At 65.6% G+C, this 17,409-nt stretch carries 17 protein-coding genes and 1 tRNA gene; 3 read left to right on the forward strand and 15 right to left on the reverse strand.

All coding sequences use genetic code 11. The features are described 5' to 3' along the window. Positions 1-55 precede the first annotated feature (55 nt). The 8 genes from HHL15_RS23435 to HHL15_RS23470 all read right to left on the reverse strand — a co-directional run bounded on the left by HHL15_RS23435 (position 56) and on the right by HHL15_RS23470 (position 7,374). Positions 56-1,678: a methyl-accepting chemotaxis protein gene (locus tag HHL15_RS23435; RefSeq protein WP_169148231.1), complete on the reverse strand. Its 1,623-nt coding sequence runs from the start codon at positions 1,676-1,678 to the stop codon at positions 56-58. A 104-nt stretch (positions 1,679-1,782) separates the two neighbouring features. After that, positions 1,783-2,382 carry an aminoacyl-tRNA hydrolase gene (gene pth / locus HHL15_RS23440; RefSeq protein WP_169148232.1) on the reverse strand — a complete coding sequence of 200 codons (600 nt, stop codon included), beginning with the start codon at positions 2,380-2,382 and terminating at the stop codon, positions 1,783-1,785. Between the two features lie 30 nt (positions 2,383-2,412). Next, entirely contained in the window at positions 2,413-3,006 is a 594-nt protein-coding gene (locus tag HHL15_RS23445) for a 50S ribosomal protein L25/general stress protein Ctc (protein WP_169148233.1), read from the reverse strand. Positions 3,007-3,097: 91 nt separating this feature from the next. Beyond that, positions 3,098-4,048: a ribose-phosphate pyrophosphokinase gene (locus HHL15_RS23450; RefSeq protein ID WP_169148234.1), complete on the reverse strand. Its 951-nt coding sequence runs from the start codon at positions 4,046-4,048 to the stop codon at positions 3,098-3,100. 73 nt (positions 4,049-4,121) lie between these two features. After that, positions 4,122-4,198: transfer RNA gene (locus tag HHL15_RS23455), tRNA-Gln, on the reverse strand. Between the two features lie 17 nt (positions 4,199-4,215). Next, positions 4,216-5,076, reverse strand: coding sequence for a 4-(cytidine 5'-diphospho)-2-C-methyl-D-erythritol kinase (ispE, locus tag HHL15_RS23460; protein WP_169148235.1), 861 nt, complete (start codon positions 5,074-5,076; stop codon positions 4,216-4,218). A gap of 4 nt (positions 5,077-5,080) precedes the next feature. Beyond that, the gene (gene lolB, locus HHL15_RS23465; protein ID WP_169148236.1) at positions 5,081-5,641 is read right to left on the reverse strand and encodes a lipoprotein insertase outer membrane protein LolB; all 561 of its coding nucleotides are present in this window, start codon (positions 5,639-5,641) and stop codon (positions 5,081-5,083) included. Next, positions 5,638-7,374: a tetratricopeptide repeat protein gene (locus HHL15_RS23470; RefSeq protein WP_206198945.1), complete on the reverse strand. Its 1,737-nt coding sequence runs from the start codon at positions 7,372-7,374 to the stop codon at positions 5,638-5,640. The genes lolB and HHL15_RS23470 overlap by 4 nt, the downstream gene beginning before the upstream one ends. A 154-nt stretch (positions 7,375-7,528) precedes the next feature. Between HHL15_RS23470 and mutM the strand changes: the two genes are divergently transcribed. Together mutM and HHL15_RS23480 are read left to right on the forward strand one after the other, a co-directional pair. Further along, the gene (gene mutM / locus HHL15_RS23475; RefSeq protein ID WP_169148237.1) at positions 7,529-8,338 is read left to right on the forward strand and encodes a bifunctional DNA-formamidopyrimidine glycosylase/DNA-(apurinic or apyrimidinic site) lyase; all 810 of its coding nucleotides are present in this window, start codon (positions 7,529-7,531) and stop codon (positions 8,336-8,338) included. A gap of 102 nt (positions 8,339-8,440) precedes the next feature. Further along, entirely contained in the window at positions 8,441-10,396 is a 1,956-nt protein-coding gene (locus HHL15_RS23480; protein ID WP_169148248.1) for a dynamin family protein, read from the forward strand. A 70-nt stretch (positions 10,397-10,466) separates the two neighbouring features. Here the strand turns inward: HHL15_RS23480 and HHL15_RS23485 are convergent, their stop codons facing one another. From HHL15_RS23485 to HHL15_RS23505, 5 genes are read right to left on the reverse strand one after another with little or no spacing between them, the layout of a single operon-like run. Continuing rightward, positions 10,467-10,718: a YfhL family 4Fe-4S dicluster ferredoxin gene (locus HHL15_RS23485; protein ID WP_169148238.1), complete on the reverse strand. Its 252-nt coding sequence runs from the start codon at positions 10,716-10,718 to the stop codon at positions 10,467-10,469. Between the two features lie 5 nt (positions 10,719-10,723). Further along, positions 10,724-11,230, reverse strand: coding sequence for a pantetheine-phosphate adenylyltransferase (gene coaD, locus HHL15_RS23490; protein ID WP_169148239.1), 507 nt, complete (start codon positions 11,228-11,230; stop codon positions 10,724-10,726). 37 nt (positions 11,231-11,267) lie between these two features. After that, entirely contained in the window at positions 11,268-11,804 is a 537-nt protein-coding gene (rsmD, locus tag HHL15_RS23495) for a 16S rRNA (guanine(966)-N(2))-methyltransferase RsmD (RefSeq protein ID WP_169148240.1), read from the reverse strand. Next, a complete protein-coding gene (locus HHL15_RS23500; RefSeq protein ID WP_169148241.1) occupies positions 11,801-13,141 on the reverse strand; it encodes a M16 family metallopeptidase in 1,341 nt (446 codons plus the stop codon). Before HHL15_RS23500 ends, rsmD begins: the two co-directional genes overlap by 4 nt. A gap of 26 nt (positions 13,142-13,167) precedes the next feature. Beyond that, positions 13,168-14,538: a M16 family metallopeptidase gene (locus tag HHL15_RS23505; protein WP_169148249.1), complete on the reverse strand. Its 1,371-nt coding sequence runs from the start codon at positions 14,536-14,538 to the stop codon at positions 13,168-13,170. Positions 14,539-14,699: 161 nt separating this feature from the next. Between HHL15_RS23505 and ftsY the strand changes: the two genes are divergently transcribed. After that, positions 14,700-15,812 carry a signal recognition particle-docking protein FtsY gene (gene ftsY / locus HHL15_RS23510; RefSeq protein ID WP_169148242.1) on the forward strand — a complete coding sequence of 371 codons (1,113 nt, stop codon included), beginning with the start codon at positions 14,700-14,702 and terminating at the stop codon, positions 15,810-15,812. Between the two features lie 76 nt (positions 15,813-15,888). Here the strand turns inward: ftsY and wecB are convergent, their stop codons facing one another. Together wecB and HHL15_RS23520 are read right to left on the reverse strand one after the other, a co-directional pair. After that, on the reverse strand, positions 15,889-16,998 hold the full coding sequence (gene wecB, locus HHL15_RS23515; protein WP_169148243.1) for a non-hydrolyzing UDP-N-acetylglucosamine 2-epimerase: 1,110 nt from the start codon (positions 16,996-16,998) through the stop codon (positions 15,889-15,891). A gap of 101 nt (positions 16,999-17,099) precedes the next feature. After that, positions 17,100-17,409, reverse strand: a 310-nt coding sequence (locus HHL15_RS23520) for a dTDP-4-dehydrorhamnose 3,5-epimerase family protein (RefSeq protein WP_169148244.1), incomplete at its 5' end; no start/stop codon positions are given.

Genomic DNA, 17,409 nt, shown 5'->3' on the forward strand with positions numbered 1-17,409 from the left:
GCAAAGGCACAGACACAGCGTTCTACACCCCCCTCTGAAGCCGCCTATTGCCGCCTCAGACCCTGAAACGGGACACAGTCTGCTGCAGCTGGCCCGCCAGCTCTTCCATGTCGCGGGCTGCGTTGGCGGTGGCCTCGACCGATTCGTTGTTTTCCCTCGCCATCGCGGCGATGTTCTCGATGCTGTTGGCCAGGGCCGCGCTCGCCGCACGCTGCTGCTCGGTGGCCTCGGCGATCTCGTCGAGCCCCTGCCCGACCTCCACCACAGATTCGTTGGCCGCCGCGATGGTGCCGGATACGACACCCACCGCGCTACGGCTGGAAGCCAGGTGATCCAGGCCACGGTGGATGGACTCGCGAACCGCCACCGACTGCTTGCTGAGGGTCGACGTCACCGCGTCGATCTCGCCGGCGGAGCGGGCCGACTTCTCGGCCAGCTTGCGCACCTCGTCGGCCACCACGGCGAAGCCGCGCCCCTGCTCACCCGCCCGCGCCGCCTCGATCGCGGCATTGAGGGCCAGCAGATTGGTCTGCTCGGCGATGTCACGCACTTCCTGGGTCATGGCGGTGATCGAGGTGGTGGATTGAACGAACTGCTCCACCGAATCCGCCATCTGCCGGACCGCATCTTCGGCATGGCTGACTTCGGCCACCAGGGACTCCAGCGTCTTGCTACCTTCATGAGCACGCCGCAGGCTCTCCTGCGAGCGCTGATGCACGCGCTCCGCGCTGGTGGCCACGCTGGCGATGTTGGCTGCCATCTGCTCGACCGAAGCCGCCGCGTTGACCGACTGGGCGTTCTGGTTGTGGGAGCCCTCGGCCACCCGCCCGGCGCTGGCCGACAACTGGTGGGCCGATCCGGTGACCCGCGCTGCCGACTCGGAGACATGGCGCACCAGCTGGGCGATGGTGCCAAGCATCTCGTTGAAGGTGCTGGCGGTACGCCCGATCTCGTCGCGGCCTGCCACAGCCAGGCGGCGGGTCAGGTCGCCCTCGCCCTTGGCGATCTCCTCCAGGCTGGCGTTCATGGCCTCCAGCGGCGACACCACGAAGCGGCGGATGAACATCACGACAAACAGGATCAGGGGCAAAGAAACAATCAGGGCGGCAAAGATGCTCTTCCACATGAACGAATCAACGGCTGCATTCACCTTGTCGAGAGAGACCTTCATGCTGACCAGCCCCAGCGGAGTGCCGGCCGCCACTTGGTGGCAGCCCATGCAGTTCTTGCCGAGATAGTTCTCGGCGGCCAGTGCCGGCTTGACCACCCGCAGGTACTCACCGTGCTTCGGATCCCTTTCGACCCGGATGACTTCCTTGCCGCTGCCCAGAGCAGCCTTCTCGTCTTCATCCAGGGGCGGCTGAGGCCGGTTGCCCGGTCCGAACTGTTTGCTGACGCCTTCACCACGAATCACCACCAGGTCCTGAATGATGGACAACTGCTTGATCTGGTCGAGGAACACTTCACGCTGCCCCACCGTGCCGGTGATCATCATGCCGGTGAGGCCAGCCATGGTCATTTCGTGGACGCTATGGGCAAAATCCTGGGCCTGGGCAATGGCCGTATCACGATTGACCCGGGTCTCCCAGGCGATCATGCCTCCCCAGGCGATGACGAGCATCAACCATATGGCGCCGGTGAGACGAAGCCATATGGGCGTATCCGCAAGCTTGCGCATTATCCAATCCTTTAGGCGGCCGTCCGCCCCGCGATCCGGCCTGTTTGTCGTTGTACATCGTCAACGGCAACAGGCAGGAGGGCTTTAAGTTTCCCGGGAGGAAATCAGGCGCCGGACTTGGGCGCAGCAGGACGGGCGTTGAGGCGCTGGGTGGCTGCGTTCCAGTCGGCCTTGGCGATCAGGGGCCAACCCAGCAGGGCGCGGTCGATGGATTCGTCGATGAGGGCCGCTTCTTCGCGCCGCGGTGGCTTGAGCACGAAATTGACCACCTCGTTGCGATCGCCCGGATGGCCGATGCCGATGCGCAGGCGCCAGTAGTCCTGGGTACCGAGGTGTGCGGTGATGTCCTTGAGGCCGTTATGGCCGCCCATGCCGCCACCGAACTTGAGACGGAGCTGGCCGGGGGGGATGTCGAGCTCGTCGTGAACAACGAGGATCTCGGCCGGAGTGATGCGATAGAAACGCGCCAGTGCCGCCACAGACTGGCCGGAACGGTTCATGAAGGTCTGCGGCATCAGCAGCCAGACACCTTCGTTGCGGGCATTGGCCGCGAGACCGTGGAAGCGGGCTTCCTTGCTGAAGGAGGTGCCCAGGTCACGGGCGAGGCGCTCACAAAACCAAAACCCGGCGTTGTGCCGGGTTTCGGAGTATTCGTCGCCCGGGTTGCCGAGGCCGACGATGAGCTTGGGTGCAGGCTGGCTCATGCGTCAGCGCTCCAACAAACCGGAGGGCGATCAGGCCGCCGGGGTTTCTTCGGCGTCGTCGCTACCGCGAACAGCCAGGATGGTGGCCACAACCGGGTCTTCACCGTGGGTCAGGGCCTTGACACCCTTCGGCAGGGTCAGCGCGGACACGTGGATGGAGGAGCCGCTCTTCAGGTCCTTCAGGTCCACTTCGATGAACTCGGGCAGGTCGCCGGGCAGGCATTCCAGGTCGAGTTCGGTCAGCGGGTGGGAAACCATGCCGCCTTCGAGCTTGACGCCCGGGGCGATGTCGGCGTTCACGAAGTGCAGGGGCACCTTCACGTGGATCTTGTGAGTGGCATCCACGCGCTGGAAGTCCAGGTGCAGCACTTGCTGCTTGTACGGGTGCCACTGGGTGTCCTTGAGGATCACGGACTGGGCGGTGCCGTCGAGGATCATGCTCAGCACGGACGAGTGGAAGGCTTCGTTGCGCAGGGCGTGGAAGATCTCGTTGTGGTCAACTTCGATCTGCACGGGGGCGCTGGTGCCGTACACGATGGCGGGAACGTTGCCGGCACGACGCAGGCGGCGGCTCGCACTCGATCCCTGCTTTTCGCGCGTCTTGGCGTTGAATTGAATGGTCATTTCTACAGCTCCAGTAAAAAGCCCCTCCGCGACCAGAAGGGCTGAAAAAAGCCGGAAACCCAGGAGGCTTCCGGCTCGAAAATCGTAAGGCTTACTCGCAGAACAGCGAGCTGACCGACTCTTCGTTGCTGATCCGCAGGATCGTGTCGGCCAGCAGCTCGGCGATGGAAACGGAACGGATCCGCTTGCAGGCCTTGGCTTCGTCGGACAGCGGGATGGTGTCGGTGACAACCAGCTCGTCCAGGTCGGACTCATTGACACGGCTGATCGCCGGACCGGACAGCACCGCATGGGTACAGTAGGCCATCACACGCTTGGCCCCGTTCTCCTTGAGCGCCTGGGCGGCCTTGCACAGGGTGCCCGCGGTATCGACGATGTCGTCCATGATCACGCAGGTACGGCCCTGCACTTCACCGATGATGTTCATCACCTCGGAGACGTTGGCCTTGGGGCGACGCTTGTCGATGATGGCCAGATCGCATTCGAGGCGCTTGGCAAAGGCACGGGCCCGGACCACGCCGCCCACGTCGGGGGAGACGACCATCAGGTCTTCGTACTTCTGCTTTTCCAGATCGGCCAGCAACACCGGGGCGGCGTAGATGTTATCCACCGGGATGTCGAAGAAACCCTGGATCTGGTCAGCGTGCAGATCAACGGTGAGGACACGCTGGACACCGGCGGCCTGCAGCATGTTGGCCACCACCTTGGCGGTGATGGGCACGCGTGCCGAACGGGGACGGCGGTCCTGACGGGCGTAACCGAAGTAGGGAATCGCTGCGGTGATGCGGCCAGCGGAAGCCCGCTTCAGCGCATCCACCATGATCAGCAATTCCATGATGTTATCGTTGGTGGGAACGCAGGTAGGCTGCAGGACGAAGACGTCCTTGCCACGTACGTTCTCGAGAAGTTCGACATTGACTTCGCCGTCCGAGAACCGCCCGACAGTGGCGGAACCCAGGGATTTCCCAAGGCGGCGAACAACATCCGCGGCCAGTTTGGGATTGGCGTTGCCGGTGAAAACCATCAGGCTGCCCGAAGCCATGATCACCTCTCGTTACTGCGATGAAGTACAGCTTAAAACAAAACGGGCAGGTTTTAGGCCTGCCCGCTGAATTTGGCTGGGGAAGAAGGATTCGAACCTTCGAATGCCGGAATCAAAATCCGGTGCCTTGACCAACTTGGCGACTCCCCAAGAAATCGTTTCGCAACTTACACAACCCATTCCTGCAGGGGGTGTCTGTCGAGCCCTTCGGCTACCCAGACTTTCATGCCCTGCGGGGCGGCTGCTGCAACCTGCTCTGCCTGCTCCTTCGAATCGAAGGGTGCAAACACGCAAGCCCCTGAACCACTCATTCTTGCTGCCCCGTATTGCGACAACCAGACCAGCGACTCAGCCACTTTTGGAAACCGTCTGCAGACTACCGCCTGCATGTCGTTCCGCGTTGTGTGCATCGCGAAGGCCCGCATTATTAGGATTTCACTATCGCGTGTCAACTCCTGATCGGAAAAAATTTCAGCGGTCGGCACAAAGGCATCCGGCGCCACCATCACATACCAGGCCGGCGGCACGCTCAGAGGCTGCAGGGCTTCCCCCACCCCCTCGGCAAAAGCGGTCTCACCGAAGATGAAAAAGGGTACGTCCGCCCCCAGCCCGAGCCCGATCTCCTGCAGCTGGGAACGGGACAGGCCGCAAGCCCACATGCGGTTTAGCCCGATCAGCACAGTGGCCGCATCGGAGCTCCCGCCTCCCAGCCCGCCGCCCATGGGGATGCGCTTCAGGACACCGATGTCAGCCCCCCAGGTGGCGCCGCTGGCCGCCTGCAGGGCCCGCGCGGCACGTACCACCAGGTCCGACTCGGGCGGCACCCCGGGTACGTCGCCGATGCGCCGGATGACGCCGTCGGAGCGGCGCTCAAGGGTGATCTCATCCCCCCAGTCGATCAGGCGGAACGCAGTTTGCAGTAGATGGTAGCCATCCGGGCGGCGCCCCACGATGTGGAGGAAGAGGTTGATCTTGGCAGGCGCAGGCAGGCAGGCCCGCTCCGGCAGGAAGGTATCGGTGGGATGCATGGGATCAGGGGTTCCAGGCGTCGACGATCAGGCGCAGACGAGTATCGCCGCGATGCACGTCGATCTTGCGGGGCAGGTCCTCGGCGGCCTCCCCCACGTACTCGATATATTCAATGGTCCAGCCGCCATCCACCACGCGGCGGGGACGTCCGACGGCGTCCACCTCGCGCAGCTCGGCACCGGACCGGACCCGCGCAGTGGCCCACAGGGGCAGTTCGGCAAGGGGGGCAGCCACGCCAAGTGCACTCTCGGCCAGCTCGGCGGCGGTCGGCGCCTCCAGGCGGCGGCCGTCGGCCAGGGTCATGCGGGCCCGGCCCGGCTGCGCGTCGATCCGCGCCAATCCCTGGCCGAGAGGGCCCGTCAGCAGCCATTCATCGCCTGTTGGGCCGTGCTGCCAGCTCAGGCCAGCCACCGCCTGGCGCTCACCGTCACGGACCTGCAGGCGCCCCTCCAGCTGGAAGGAGCTCAGTTCGGCCGCGGCACGCAAGGGGACGGACAACCCGCCGGCGGGCTGCACAGCGCAGCCTGTCAGAGCGACGGCCAACACCAGCAGAGAGGCCTTCAAGGCTTGAACTTCTTGATCACGTCACCCAGGACGGCATTGTCCGGATGTTCCCGGGCGGCATCCTTCCAGGTGCGGGCCGCCTCGTCGCGCCGTCCGAGCATCCACAACACCTCACCCAGATGGGCCGCGATCTCCGGGTCGGGGCGCGTCTCATAGGCCGCCCGCAGGCGCTCCAGGGCACCGTCGAGATCACCCTTGCGGTAGAGCACCCAGCCCAGGCTGTCGACGATGAAGGGGTCGTTCGGGGCGAACTCGAGCGCCTTGCGGATCAGCGCCTCTGCCTCATCGAGGCGCTGGTTGCGCTCAACCAGGGAATAACCCAGCGCGTTGTAGGCGTGGGCATGATCTGGCTTCAGCGCGATCAGCTTGCGCAGGCGCCCCTCCATGACCTCCGGGCGCCCCAGGCGCTCGGCCATCAGGGCGGACTCATACAGGTAATCGGGACTGTCCGGGTTCGCAAGCAGGGCCGCATCCAGCACGTCGAACGCTTCTTCATTGCGGCCGGCATCACGCAGCAGCTGCGCCTCGGCCAGCACGTACTGGCTCCGCTCGGAGGACGCGGCATCGCGGGCCCGCTCCTGCAGCAGCTGACGCGCCTCGGCAAGCCGCCCCCGCGAGGCAAGGATCTGCGCAACCTTGCTCTGCGCCACCGGATAGCGGGCCCCCGGGGCAACCTCCTTGTACCAGCCGATGGCGTCATCCGGTCGACGGGCATCCTCGGCGATCTGGCCAAGATACATGCGCAGCGTGTCAGCCTCCGGGAAGCCCAGCGCCAGCAGGCGCCGGAAGTGGGCTTCCGCGACCACCCCGTCACCGGCCTGGAGCGCCAGCAAGCCGGCGGCATGCAGCAGATCCTTGTCGTCCGGGGCGTCCTTGAGGAGCGCCTCGAAATGCTGCCTCGCCGGGCCGAATTGCCGGGCCCCCACCAGCAGGCGCGCCAGCACGGAGCGCACATCCCTGGCGCCGGGATGGGCGGCCAGATAATCCTGCAAGGTCTGGATGCCGGTGCCCGACGCGGCCTCCTGCTGAAACCGGGCCTTCAGGATGACGGCCTGCTCCCAGTCGGGACGCAGGCGCAGGGCCTCGTCAAGGGCCACGGCAGCGGCGGCGGAATCCCCCGCGACGAAAGCCGCATTGGCCCGCGCAAAGTGCGCCTCGGGGTGCTGCAGGTAGGGTTCGGTCACCTGTGTGACAAGACGCCGGATCAAGTCCTTGTCCGGAATCCTGGCCAGCCCCTGATTGAGACTCAGCAAGGTGGAGCCGATATTGTCGCCCTGGCGGGCAAGGGTGGCGGCCAGCCGGGTTTCGAGCTCGTCGAAACGGGCCTGATTGACCAGGTTTCCGGAAACCAGTTGCTGCGCCGGGATGGATTCCGGCTCGAGATCCAACCACAGCCGCGCCGCCTCGCCGGCCAGCTCAGCCTGGCGGGCGAGGAGCGCGATCTCGGCGGCCCGCCGGGCAATCCGCGCGTCCCGGGTCCGCTGGGCGAGATCAAGATAGGAGCGTGCGGCCAGGGTCGGCTCGGAGCGGACTAAAGCGATTTCCGCCAGCAGCACCTGATAGATGATCTGCGGTGTCAGCTCATTGTCGGGATAGACTGCAGCCGGTCCGGCGGATGATGCATCCTCTTCAACGGGTGGCTGCTGGGCCCGGGCAGTGCCGGTCAGCAAGCCGACGGACAGCAGTACGGCCAGAAGACGGGGGGGGAAAGCGGCTCGGATGGTGGGCTTCATGAAATTCTCAACAAAAACGCACGAGGTCCCGTCGCCCCGCACTCCCAAAGGCATGCGACGCCCGGTCCCGCTGTTGGATCGCGCCGCTACAATAGGGTTCGCCGATGTTAGGCGCTTTCCCACAGCCCAGCAAGCCAGCCCCCAGGCCCCCGAGATGCCCGAATTACCTGAAGTTGAAACAACCCGCCGGGGTATCGCCCCCGAGCTCGAGGGGCAGCGCTGCGATGGCGCCAGCATCCGCCAGCCACGCCTGCGCCACCCCATTCCAACCGATCTCGACCTGCTGCTGAAGGGCCAGCCCCTGCTCGGCGTGGAGCGCCGTGCCAAGTACCTGCTGCTGCGCTTCCCCACCGGCCGCCTGCTGGTCCACCTGGGCATGTCGGGCAGTCTGCGCATCGTTCCCGGAGACGAAGCCCCCGGCAAGCACGATCACGTGGACCTCGCCTTCGGCACGCGCGTCCTGCGCCTGCGCGACCCCCGGCGCTTCGGCCTGGTCCTGTGGCAGGCCGGGGACGGGGAGCATCCCCTCCTCGCCCATCTCGGCATCGAGCCCCTCGACGACGCCTTCGACGGGGCCTGGCTGCACCAGGCCAGCCGGGGGCGTGCGACGCCGGTGAAGCTGTTCCTGATGGATGCCACCCGGGTGGTGGGCATCGGCAACATCTATGCGTCGGAGAGCCTGTTCCGGGCCGGCATCGATCCGGTCACGCCGGTGGGCGAACTGGGTCTCCGCCGCTGCGCCAGGCTGGTCGAGTGCATCCGCGAGACCCTGCGCGACGCACTCGCAGCGGGCGGCAGCTCCCTGCGGGATTTCGTCGGCAGCAACGGCTCACCGGGTTATTTCCAGCAACAGTACTTCGTGTATGGCCGGGACGGCGAGGACTGCCGCCGCTGCACGACCCCGATCCGGAAGCGCATCATGGGGCAGCGTGCCACCTTCTATTGCCCGCGCTGCCAACGCTGAGAGTGTTTCGGTCAGACGCAATCCCGTTTATGCTAACAATATCGACAAGCCGCCGGCGAAGCGGCGCCATGTCCAGGAAACACGCCCGTGAAAGACGCTCACATGCTTGCTGATCACTTCTCTGCCTACACCCAGTGGCGAGGAGACGTTGCCGCCGGGATCGGCGACCTTCGCAAATGGCTGCAACAGAACGAGATCGGTGACGCCCAATCCGACCTGCGCCTGCAATACCTGCTCGACCGCCTGCGCGAGGACAAGCTCGTGGTGGCCTTCGTGGCCGAGTTCTCGCGGGGCAAGTCCGAGCTGATCAACGCGGTCTTCTTTGCCGGCTACGGCAACCGCATCCTACCCTCGAGCGCGGGCCGCACCACCATGTGCCCGACCGAGCTGCAGTGGAAGGAAGGCGACAGCCCCGAGATCCGCCTGCTTCCCATCGAAAGCCGCAAGACCAACGCGAGCATCACCGAACTCAAGCGCTACCCCGAGGAGTGGCAGGTCCGCCCCCTCGATACCCGCTCGGCGGAGAGCCTCCAGGCGGCGCTCGCCCAGGTCGGCGAAACCCGCCTGGTCACCCAGCAGGAGGCCGAAGAGCTGGGCTTTCCCATTGACGAAAGCGGCGACCGCGGCATCCGCCCCGACGCCGAAGGCAGGCTGGAGATCCCCCGCTGGCGCCACGCGATCATCCAGTTCCCGCACCCGCTGCTCGAACAGGGCCTGGTCATCCTCGACACGCCGGGTCTAAATGCCATCGGTGCAGAACCCGAACTGACCCTCAACCTGCTGCCCAACGCCCACGCGGTGCTGTTCATCCTGGCCGCCGACACCGGCGTGACCCAGAGCGACCTGGCCGTCTGGCGCGAACACGTCAATGCCGGCCGCCGGCAGCGGGGCCGCATCGTCGCGCTGAACAAGATCGACGGCCTGTGGGACGGCCTGCGCAGCGAGGCCGAGATCGAGCGGGAGATCTCCGGCCAGGTGGCCAGCGTGGCCGCCACCCTCGACATCGACCCCTCCCAGGTTTACCCGGTCTCCGCGCAGAAAGGCTTGGTGGCCAAGGTCAACGACGATGACGCGCTGCTCGAACGCAGCCGCATCGTCCAGCTCGAACAAGCCCTGTCCACCGAGCTGCTGCCCACCAAGCGCGACATCGTGCGGGACAACACCCAGGGTGACGTGGCCGACATCGTCGGACGCAGCCGCGAGCTGCTCAATGCCCGCCTCAGCGGCCTGCGCGAACAGCTTCAGGAGCTCACCGACCTGCGCGGCAAGAACCAGAACGTCATCGAATACATGATGCGCAAGGTGCGCTCGGAGAAAGACGAGTTTGAACAGGGCCTGCAGAAGTACTACGCGGTGCGCAGCGTCTTCTCGAGCCTGTCCAACAACCTCTTCGGCCACCTGGGCCTCGACGCCCTGCGCGACGAAACCCGGCGCACCCGCGAGGCCATGCTGGACGCGGCCTTCTCCCGCGGCCTGCGGGGCGCGATGAAGGGCTTCTTTGCCCACCTGCGCGGCAACCTGAAGAAATCCACCGACGAGATCAGCGAGATCTCCCGGATGCTCGACGCGATGTACAAGCGCTTCACCGTCGAGCACGGCCTCAAGCTGGCGGCTCCCACGGCCTTTTCTACGCTCCGCTACGAGAAGGAGATCGAGCGTCTGGAAGAAGCCTTCAACAACCAGTTCAACACGGTGCTGACCATCGTCACCACCGAGAAGCACACCCTGACCCAGAAGTTCTTCGAGACCGTGGCCGTGCAGGCGCGCCGCACTTTCGAGATCGCCAACCGGGATGCGGAGCAATGGCTGCGCGCGGTGATGGCCCCCCTCGAGACCCAGGTGCGGGAATACCAGTTGCAGCTCAAGCGGCGCCTGGAGAGCGTCAAGCGCATCCACCAGGCCACCGACACCCTGGAAGACCGGGTGCGCGAGCTGCAGCAGGCAGAAGACCTGCTGGTCCGGCAACTGTCCCAGCTCAACCAACTGGCCGGACGCATCGACAAATCCCTGGGCAGCACCTTCTCTACCACCGACACCCCGGCCGCCCTCGCCGCCTGAGACAGCCAATGCAAACGGGGCCGGACGCACCCTGCGGTGCATCCGGCCCCGTTTGCCGAGCGACTGCGACTTACTTGTCGGAGGTCAGCTTCAGGAATTTCTCCATCAGGTCATCCTTGCTCTCCGGGTGCTCCGGATTGAAGGGAATGCAATCCACCGGACAGACCTGCTGGCACTGGGGCTCATCGAAGTGGCCGACGCACTCGGTGCACTTGTTCGGATCGATGATGTAGATCTCTTCGCCCTGGGAAATGGCACCATTCGGGCATTCCGGCTCGCAGACGTCACAGTTGATGCACTCGTCGGTAATCATCAAAGCCATTTGCTTTACTTCCTCGTTACTTGTTGCTGTTTGTTGATCTTCAGGCACAGCCGGTCATACACGCCCGGCTGCACGAACTTGCTCACATCACCCCCCAGCCGCGCTATCTCGCGCACCATGGTCGCGGAGATGAACATGTACTCGTCGGCGGGGGTCAGGAACACGGTTTCCACGTCAGGATAGAGCTTGCGGTTCATGCCCGCCATCTGGAATTCGTACTCGAAGTCGGAGACAGCGCGCAGGCCGCGCAGAATCACCCGCGCATCGTTCTTGTGCAGGAAATCCATCAGCAGGCAGGAAAAACCCTGGACCTCCACGTTCGGATAAGGCGCCAGCACCTCCTGCGCAATCTCGACCCGCTCTTCAACCGAAAAGATGGGCCCCTTGCCGCCGCTCACCGCGACGCCCACGATCACCCGCTCGAAAAGCCTGGCGGCCCGTCGCACGAGATCTTCGTGACCACGGGTGAAGGGGTCGAAAGTCCCCGGGTATACCGCGACACCATCCCTCATGTTCCAGCCCTTCCCTCTCGGAGCAACCGTGCGGGATTCAGGCGCTGGCGGCAAAGAGGTGGTAATACACCTGCCCGGCCGTACCGTGCTTGATTCGCGTCAATCGGTCGATGTTTTCGATTTTGTATTCCGCTTCCACGTAGACCCGCCCCTCTTCGGTGAGGAGCTTCGGCAGCAGCGGCACTATCCGCTCGATCCAGCCAGCCCGGTAGGGCGGGTCCAGAAAGACCACATCGAAAGGCTGAACAGCGGAACTCGCGAATTTTAGCGCATCGCCCCTCACAAGCTGTACACACGACGCCTGAAGGGTCTTTGCATTGGCCTGCAAGGCGGCCCAGGCCACCGGATCCTGCTCGATCATCGTCACCGAAGCCGCCCCTCGCGAGGCCGCCTCGAAACCCAGCGCGCCACTGCCGGCAAAGAGATCCAGGCAGCGCAGGCCGTCCATATCCTGCCCAAGCCAGTTGAACAGGGTTTCGCGCACCCGGTCCGGCGTAGGCCGCAAGCCCTTGACGGTGCTCACGTCGATGAGGCGGGAGCGCCACGCGCCCCCGATGATGCGGATGCGGCTCAACGTGCAGCCCCGCCCTTGGCCGCGGCGCCCTTGTCGCCATCGCCGCCGACGACCACCGTCACCATGCGCTCCGGCGACACGTGGCGACGGAAGGCCTCGCGGATCTGCTCGGCGGTAACCGCCTTGACCCTGTCACGATAGGTGTCCAGATAATCCAGCGGCAGGCCGAAACCACCGATCACGGCAACCTGCTCGAGCATCTTGCGGTTGGAATCGAGGCGCAGGGCAAAGCCATTGATCAGGTTCTCCTTGGCGGCCTTCAGCTCTGCCTCGGTCGGCCCCTTGGCGAGGAAGGCATCGAGGGTCTCGGCCACCACCTTGAGGGCATCGTCCGCCTGGCTGCCCTTGGTCTGCAGACCGATCTGGAAGGGGCCCGGCTCCCGCTGGGGCGAGAAGTAGCTGTACACGCTGTAGGCATAGCCGCGCTTCTCGCGCACCTCGGAGGTCAGGCGCGAGACGAAGCCACCACCGCCAAGGATGTAGTTGCCGACCATCAGCGGGAAGAAGTCCGGATCACCGCGCTTGATGCCGGGCTGACCGATGGCCACGTGGGCCTGGGCCGAGGGGTGCGCCACGCGGATCGTCTGGCGTTCGGGCTGCTTGCCGGCCACCACGGCAGGAATCGGCTCGCCAGCCGGCATGCCGGCGGTCAGGCGCAGGGCGATGGCCTCGGCCTCGGCGCGGGAAACATCCCCGACGATGCTCACCACCGCCCGGTTGGCGGTGTAGGTGCGGCGATGGAAATCCACCAGATCGTCACGGGTCAGGCTGCCCACGCTGTCCACCGTGGGCAGGCGGCCATAGGCCTGATCGGGAAACACCGCGGCCGCAAAACGGCGGGACAGGATCGCATCAGGCTGGGTATCGGACTCCTTCAGGCCGGCGATGCTGCGGGACTTCTCGCGCTCGACCGCGGCCGCCGGGAACTTCGGCTGCAGGATCAGGGTGGCCAACAGGCCCACCGCCCCGTCCCGCTCGGCCTGGCTGCTGAGGGTGCGCAGGGACACGGAGGCACGATCCATGTCCACCCCGCCACCGATCTGCGCGCCCAGGTCGGCGCTCCGGTTGGCAATGGCGTCCTCGTCCAGGTCGCCCGCCCCCGCATCCAGCAGGGAACGGGTCAGCCCGGCCAGCCCGGCCTTGCCGGCCGGCGCCTCGGTACCACCGGCGCGGAAGTCCACCTGCACATCGACAATCGGCAAGGCCCGGCTCTCGACAAAGAACACCCGGCTGCCATTGGGGGTGGTCCAGTTCTGGATGGAAAGACCGGCCTGGGCGGTCAGGGTCGCCAGGGTCAGCAGCAGGGCCGCCCCGTAACGCTTGTATTCAAAGCTCATCGATCAACCTCGGATTCGGAGAACGTTCAGTGACGGTGGGGCGCAGCAGCCTTGGCGCGAGCCTGGGGATCCACCGGCAAGGGGTCGAGCTGGGCGACGGTGAGGGTCTCGTCGCGGAAGTACTTGCGTGCCACGGCCTGCACCTCGGCGGCGGTGACGGCGCGGATGCGGTCGAGCATCAAGGCATCGTCCTTCCAGGAGTGGCCGACCATCTCGTCCATGCCGATCTCCATCGCCTGGCCCATCAGGGAATCACGCTTATAGACCTGCCCCGCCACCGCCTGGGCCTTGACCCGCCGCAGCTCGTCCTCGGACACGCCCTCGTTCTGGATGCGGGTGATCTCCGCCTTGAGCGCTTCCTCGACCTGGACCGGGGTCTGGCCGGGCGCCGGCGCGCCGTCGAGGTAGAACAGGGATTCACCACGCGCCGTGCCGTCGTAGCCGGCACCGGCCGTGACCGCCACCCGGCTGCCACGCACGATGTTCTTCGCCAGGCGGGCCCCGTCGTAGCCGTCGAGCACGGCAGCCAGCACCTGCAGGGCGTAGAAATCGCCATCGGCCTTCACGTCACGCAGGGTCGGCACGCGCCAAGCCAATGCCACGTAGGGCAGCTCGGCGGGCGCCTTGACCACGCTGCGCCGGGGACCGGTCTGCTCCGGCTCGACGAGAGCCTTGCGCACCGGCAACGCACGGGCCTTGACCTTGCCGTAGGTGGCGGTGGCTTCCTTGAACACCGCCTGGTGATCCACGTCACCCACCACCACCAGAGTGGCGTTGTTGGGCACATACCAGCGCTGGTACCAGTCACGGGCATCCTGTGCGGTCATGTTGTCCAGGTCGCTCATCCAGCCGATGATGGGCCGGCGGTAGGGATGCGCCTGGAAGGCCGTGGCCATCAATTGCTCGACCACCAGGGAACGGGGCTTGTCGTCGGTACGCAGGCGGCGCTCCTCCTTGACTACCTCGATCTCCTTCTTGAAGCCCTCCTCCGTCACCCGAAGATTGGCCATGCGATCGGCTTCCAGGGCCATCATCTTGCCCAGCGCCTCCTTGGGCACCTGCTGGAAGTAGGCCGTGTAATCGTGGCTGGTGAAGGCGTTGTCCCGCCCGCCCGCAGCCGCCACCCGCTTGTTGAACTCGCCCGGGCCGACCGCCCGGGTGCCCTTGAACATCATGTGTTCCAGCAGATGGGCAACGCCCGAGGTGCCATCCACCTCGTCCATCGCGCCCACCTTGTACCAGACCATATGCACCACCGAAGGGGCCCGGCGATCCTCCTTGACGATCAGCTTCATGCCATTGGGAAGCGTCGTCTCGAAGGGGTTGGCCCAGACCGGGGTGACCAGGGCCGCACTAAGGGCCAGCACCGAGCTGGCAATACGCACACTGCGATTCATCATAGGCTGTTGAAGCATCTGGTAAAATTCAGGGATGGTGGCCACCGGCCGGCATGTGGCGCGGCATCATAGCGGCATTCCGGCGACCCGGCCAACCGGGCAAGGCGGGCGATTGCGCTCCCGGCCCGTCCCGATAGACCCACTCTCAGACTCGCCACCCCATGTTTGGTTTCCTGAAGAAAGTCCTCAAGCCCGGCGAAACGCCCGAGCCCGAGGCCAAGGCCGCCGAGGCGCCCCCGCCCGCTGCGGCAGCCGTGACGGCAGCCCCTGCGCCGGCTGCAAGTGCCCCGGTGGCTGCAGCAGCAGCCCCCGAACCCGAGAAGAAACGCTCCTGGATGGACCGCCTGCGGGCCGGCCTGTCCCGCACCCGCGAACAGATCGGCGGCGGCCTCGGCGGCCTGACCAGCCTGTTCTCCCGCCGCAAGATCGACGAGGAACTCCTTGAAGAGCTGGAGACCACCCTGCTGATGGCCGACTGCGGCGTCGAGGCCACCCAGCACCTGCTCAAAGAGCTGCGCCTGCGCTGGAAGCGCGACAAGCTGGAGACCGCCGACCAGCTCCAGGGCGCCCTGGCCGAAGGCCTGCTGGACATCCTCTCGCCCCTTGAGCAGCCGCTGGCGATCAGCAGCCACAAGCCCTACATCATCATGATCGCGGGCATCAACGGCTCCGGCAAGACAACCTCCATCGGCAAGCTGGCCAAGCACTTCCAGAACGAAGGCAAGAGCGTGCTGCTGGCAGCCGGCGACACCTTCCGTGCCGCCGCCCGCGAACAGCTGATGACCTGGGGCGAGCGCAACGGCGTGGCGGTGATCGCCCAGGAGTCCGGTGATCCGGCCGCAGTGGTGTTCGACGCGATCAGCGCCGCCCGCGCCCGCAACATCGACATCGTGCTGGCTGACACGGCCGGCCGCCTGCCGACCCAGCTGCACCTGATGGAAGAAATCGCCAAGGTCCGCCGGGTGATCCAGAAGGCGGAGCCCTCCGGCCCCCACGAGGTGCTGCTGGTGCTGGACGCCAACATCGGCCAGAACGCCCTGCAGCAGGTCAAGGCTTTCGACGCGGCCATCGGCGTGACCGGCCTGGTCGTCACCAAGCTGGACGGCACCGCCAAGGGAGGCGTTGTCGCCGCCATCGCCCGCCAGTGTCCCAAGCCCCTGCGCTTCATCGGCGTGGGCGAACAGATCGACGATCTCCAGGTGTTCCGGGCGAAGGAGTTCGTGGATGCCTTGTTCACCCCGCTGGGAGGCAACAGCGAAGAGAAGGCCTCATGAAGGCCTGATCCTCGCATCCGGCTACACATGACAAAGCCGCCCGAGGGCGGCTTTGTCATGCTGCTCCGCTGGCCACTCAGGCCGGCAACAGCCGGTCCAGGTCGGCCACGATGCGCTCGGCGGCCTTGCCGTCCCACAGCACCGGCCGACGCCCCTGCTTGCCCTGGCCAGCCAGCACCTTGGCGGCCTCTTCCAGGATGCGGGCCGGGTCGGTGCCCACCAGCACGTTGCTGCCTTCGTCGAGCGTCACCGGACGCTCGGTGTTCTCACGCAGCGTCAGGCAGGGAATGCCAAGAGCGGTGGTTTCTTCCTGCAGGCCACCGCTGTCGGTCATGATCAGGGCCGCATCCTTCCACAGGTTGAGGAACTCCATGTAGGACTGGGGCTTGGTCAGCACCACGTTGGGCCCCAGGTCGAGGCCGAATTTTTCCAGGTTGCCGCGGGTGCGCGGGTGCACCGGGAAGATCAGCGGCAGGTCCACGGCGATCTGCTTCAGCGCGCCGGCGATGCCACGCAGGTTGGCCTCGTCGTCCACGTTGGAGGGGCGGTGCAGGGTGACCACGCCGTATTTCGGGTACTTCGCTTTCAGGGCCTCGGTTTCCATACCCGCCTTGTCGGACGCATCGAGCTTGTCACGCTGGTAGAGCAGGTTATCCACCATCACGTGGCCCACATGGAATACGGCGTCCTGGCGCTTGCCTTCCTTCAGCAGGTTGTCCACGCCCGCCGGCTCGGTGCAGAAGAACCAGTCGGAGATGCTGTCGGTGACCAGGCGGTTGATCTCCTCGGGCATGCGCATGTCGCCACTGCGCAGGCCGGCCTCCACGTGGGCGACCGGGATGTCGAGCTTCTTGGCATCGATGGAGCAGGCCAGGGTGGAATTCACATCCCCCACCACCAGCACGCAGTCCGGGCGGGCCTTCTGGCAGATCTCCTCGAAGGCCACCATGATCTTGGCGGTCTGGGTGGCGTGGCTGCCGCCGCCGGCCTCGAGGTGGTAATCGGGCTTGGGAATGCCCAGCTCGTCGAAGAACACGTCACTCATTTCCCGGTCGTAGTGCTGGCCGGTGTGGATGATCCGGAACTCGAAGCGGTCGGCCCGGGCCTGCAGGGCACGCACGATGGGCGCGATCTTCATGAAATTGGGGCGGGCGCCGGCAACGAGGTAAATGAGCGAACGGGACATGCAGAACTCCACGGGCGGAATGACAGGCGCGCATTATCGCGCGGGCTTCATGACACCAACAAAGAAATAGTTGTCAGGCTGCGGCGGCTGGGCAAGCGAGATCAGGCGAAGCTCTCGCACTCAGCCAGCCTCTTCCCCGCCACATCCTTGGCCGACAGCAGCGGTTCGCCCGCCAGCGGCCACTCCACCCCCACCGCCGGGTCGTTCCACAGCAGGCTGCGCTCATGCTCCGGGGCATAGTAGTCGGTGGTCTTGTACAGGAAGTCGGCGCTTTCGCTTGTCACCAGGAAGCCGTGCGCAAAGCCCGGCGGGATCCACAGCTGGCGCTGGTTCTCTTCGCTCAGCTCGACCCCTTCCCATTTGCCGAAGGTCGGCGAAGACTTGCGCAGGTCCACCGCCACGTCGAAGACG

Origin of the sequence: Zoogloea dura, from assembly GCF_012927165.1 — a bacterium.
In the GTDB taxonomy this organism is placed as follows: Bacteria; Pseudomonadota; Gammaproteobacteria; order Burkholderiales; family Rhodocyclaceae; genus Zoogloea; species Zoogloea dura.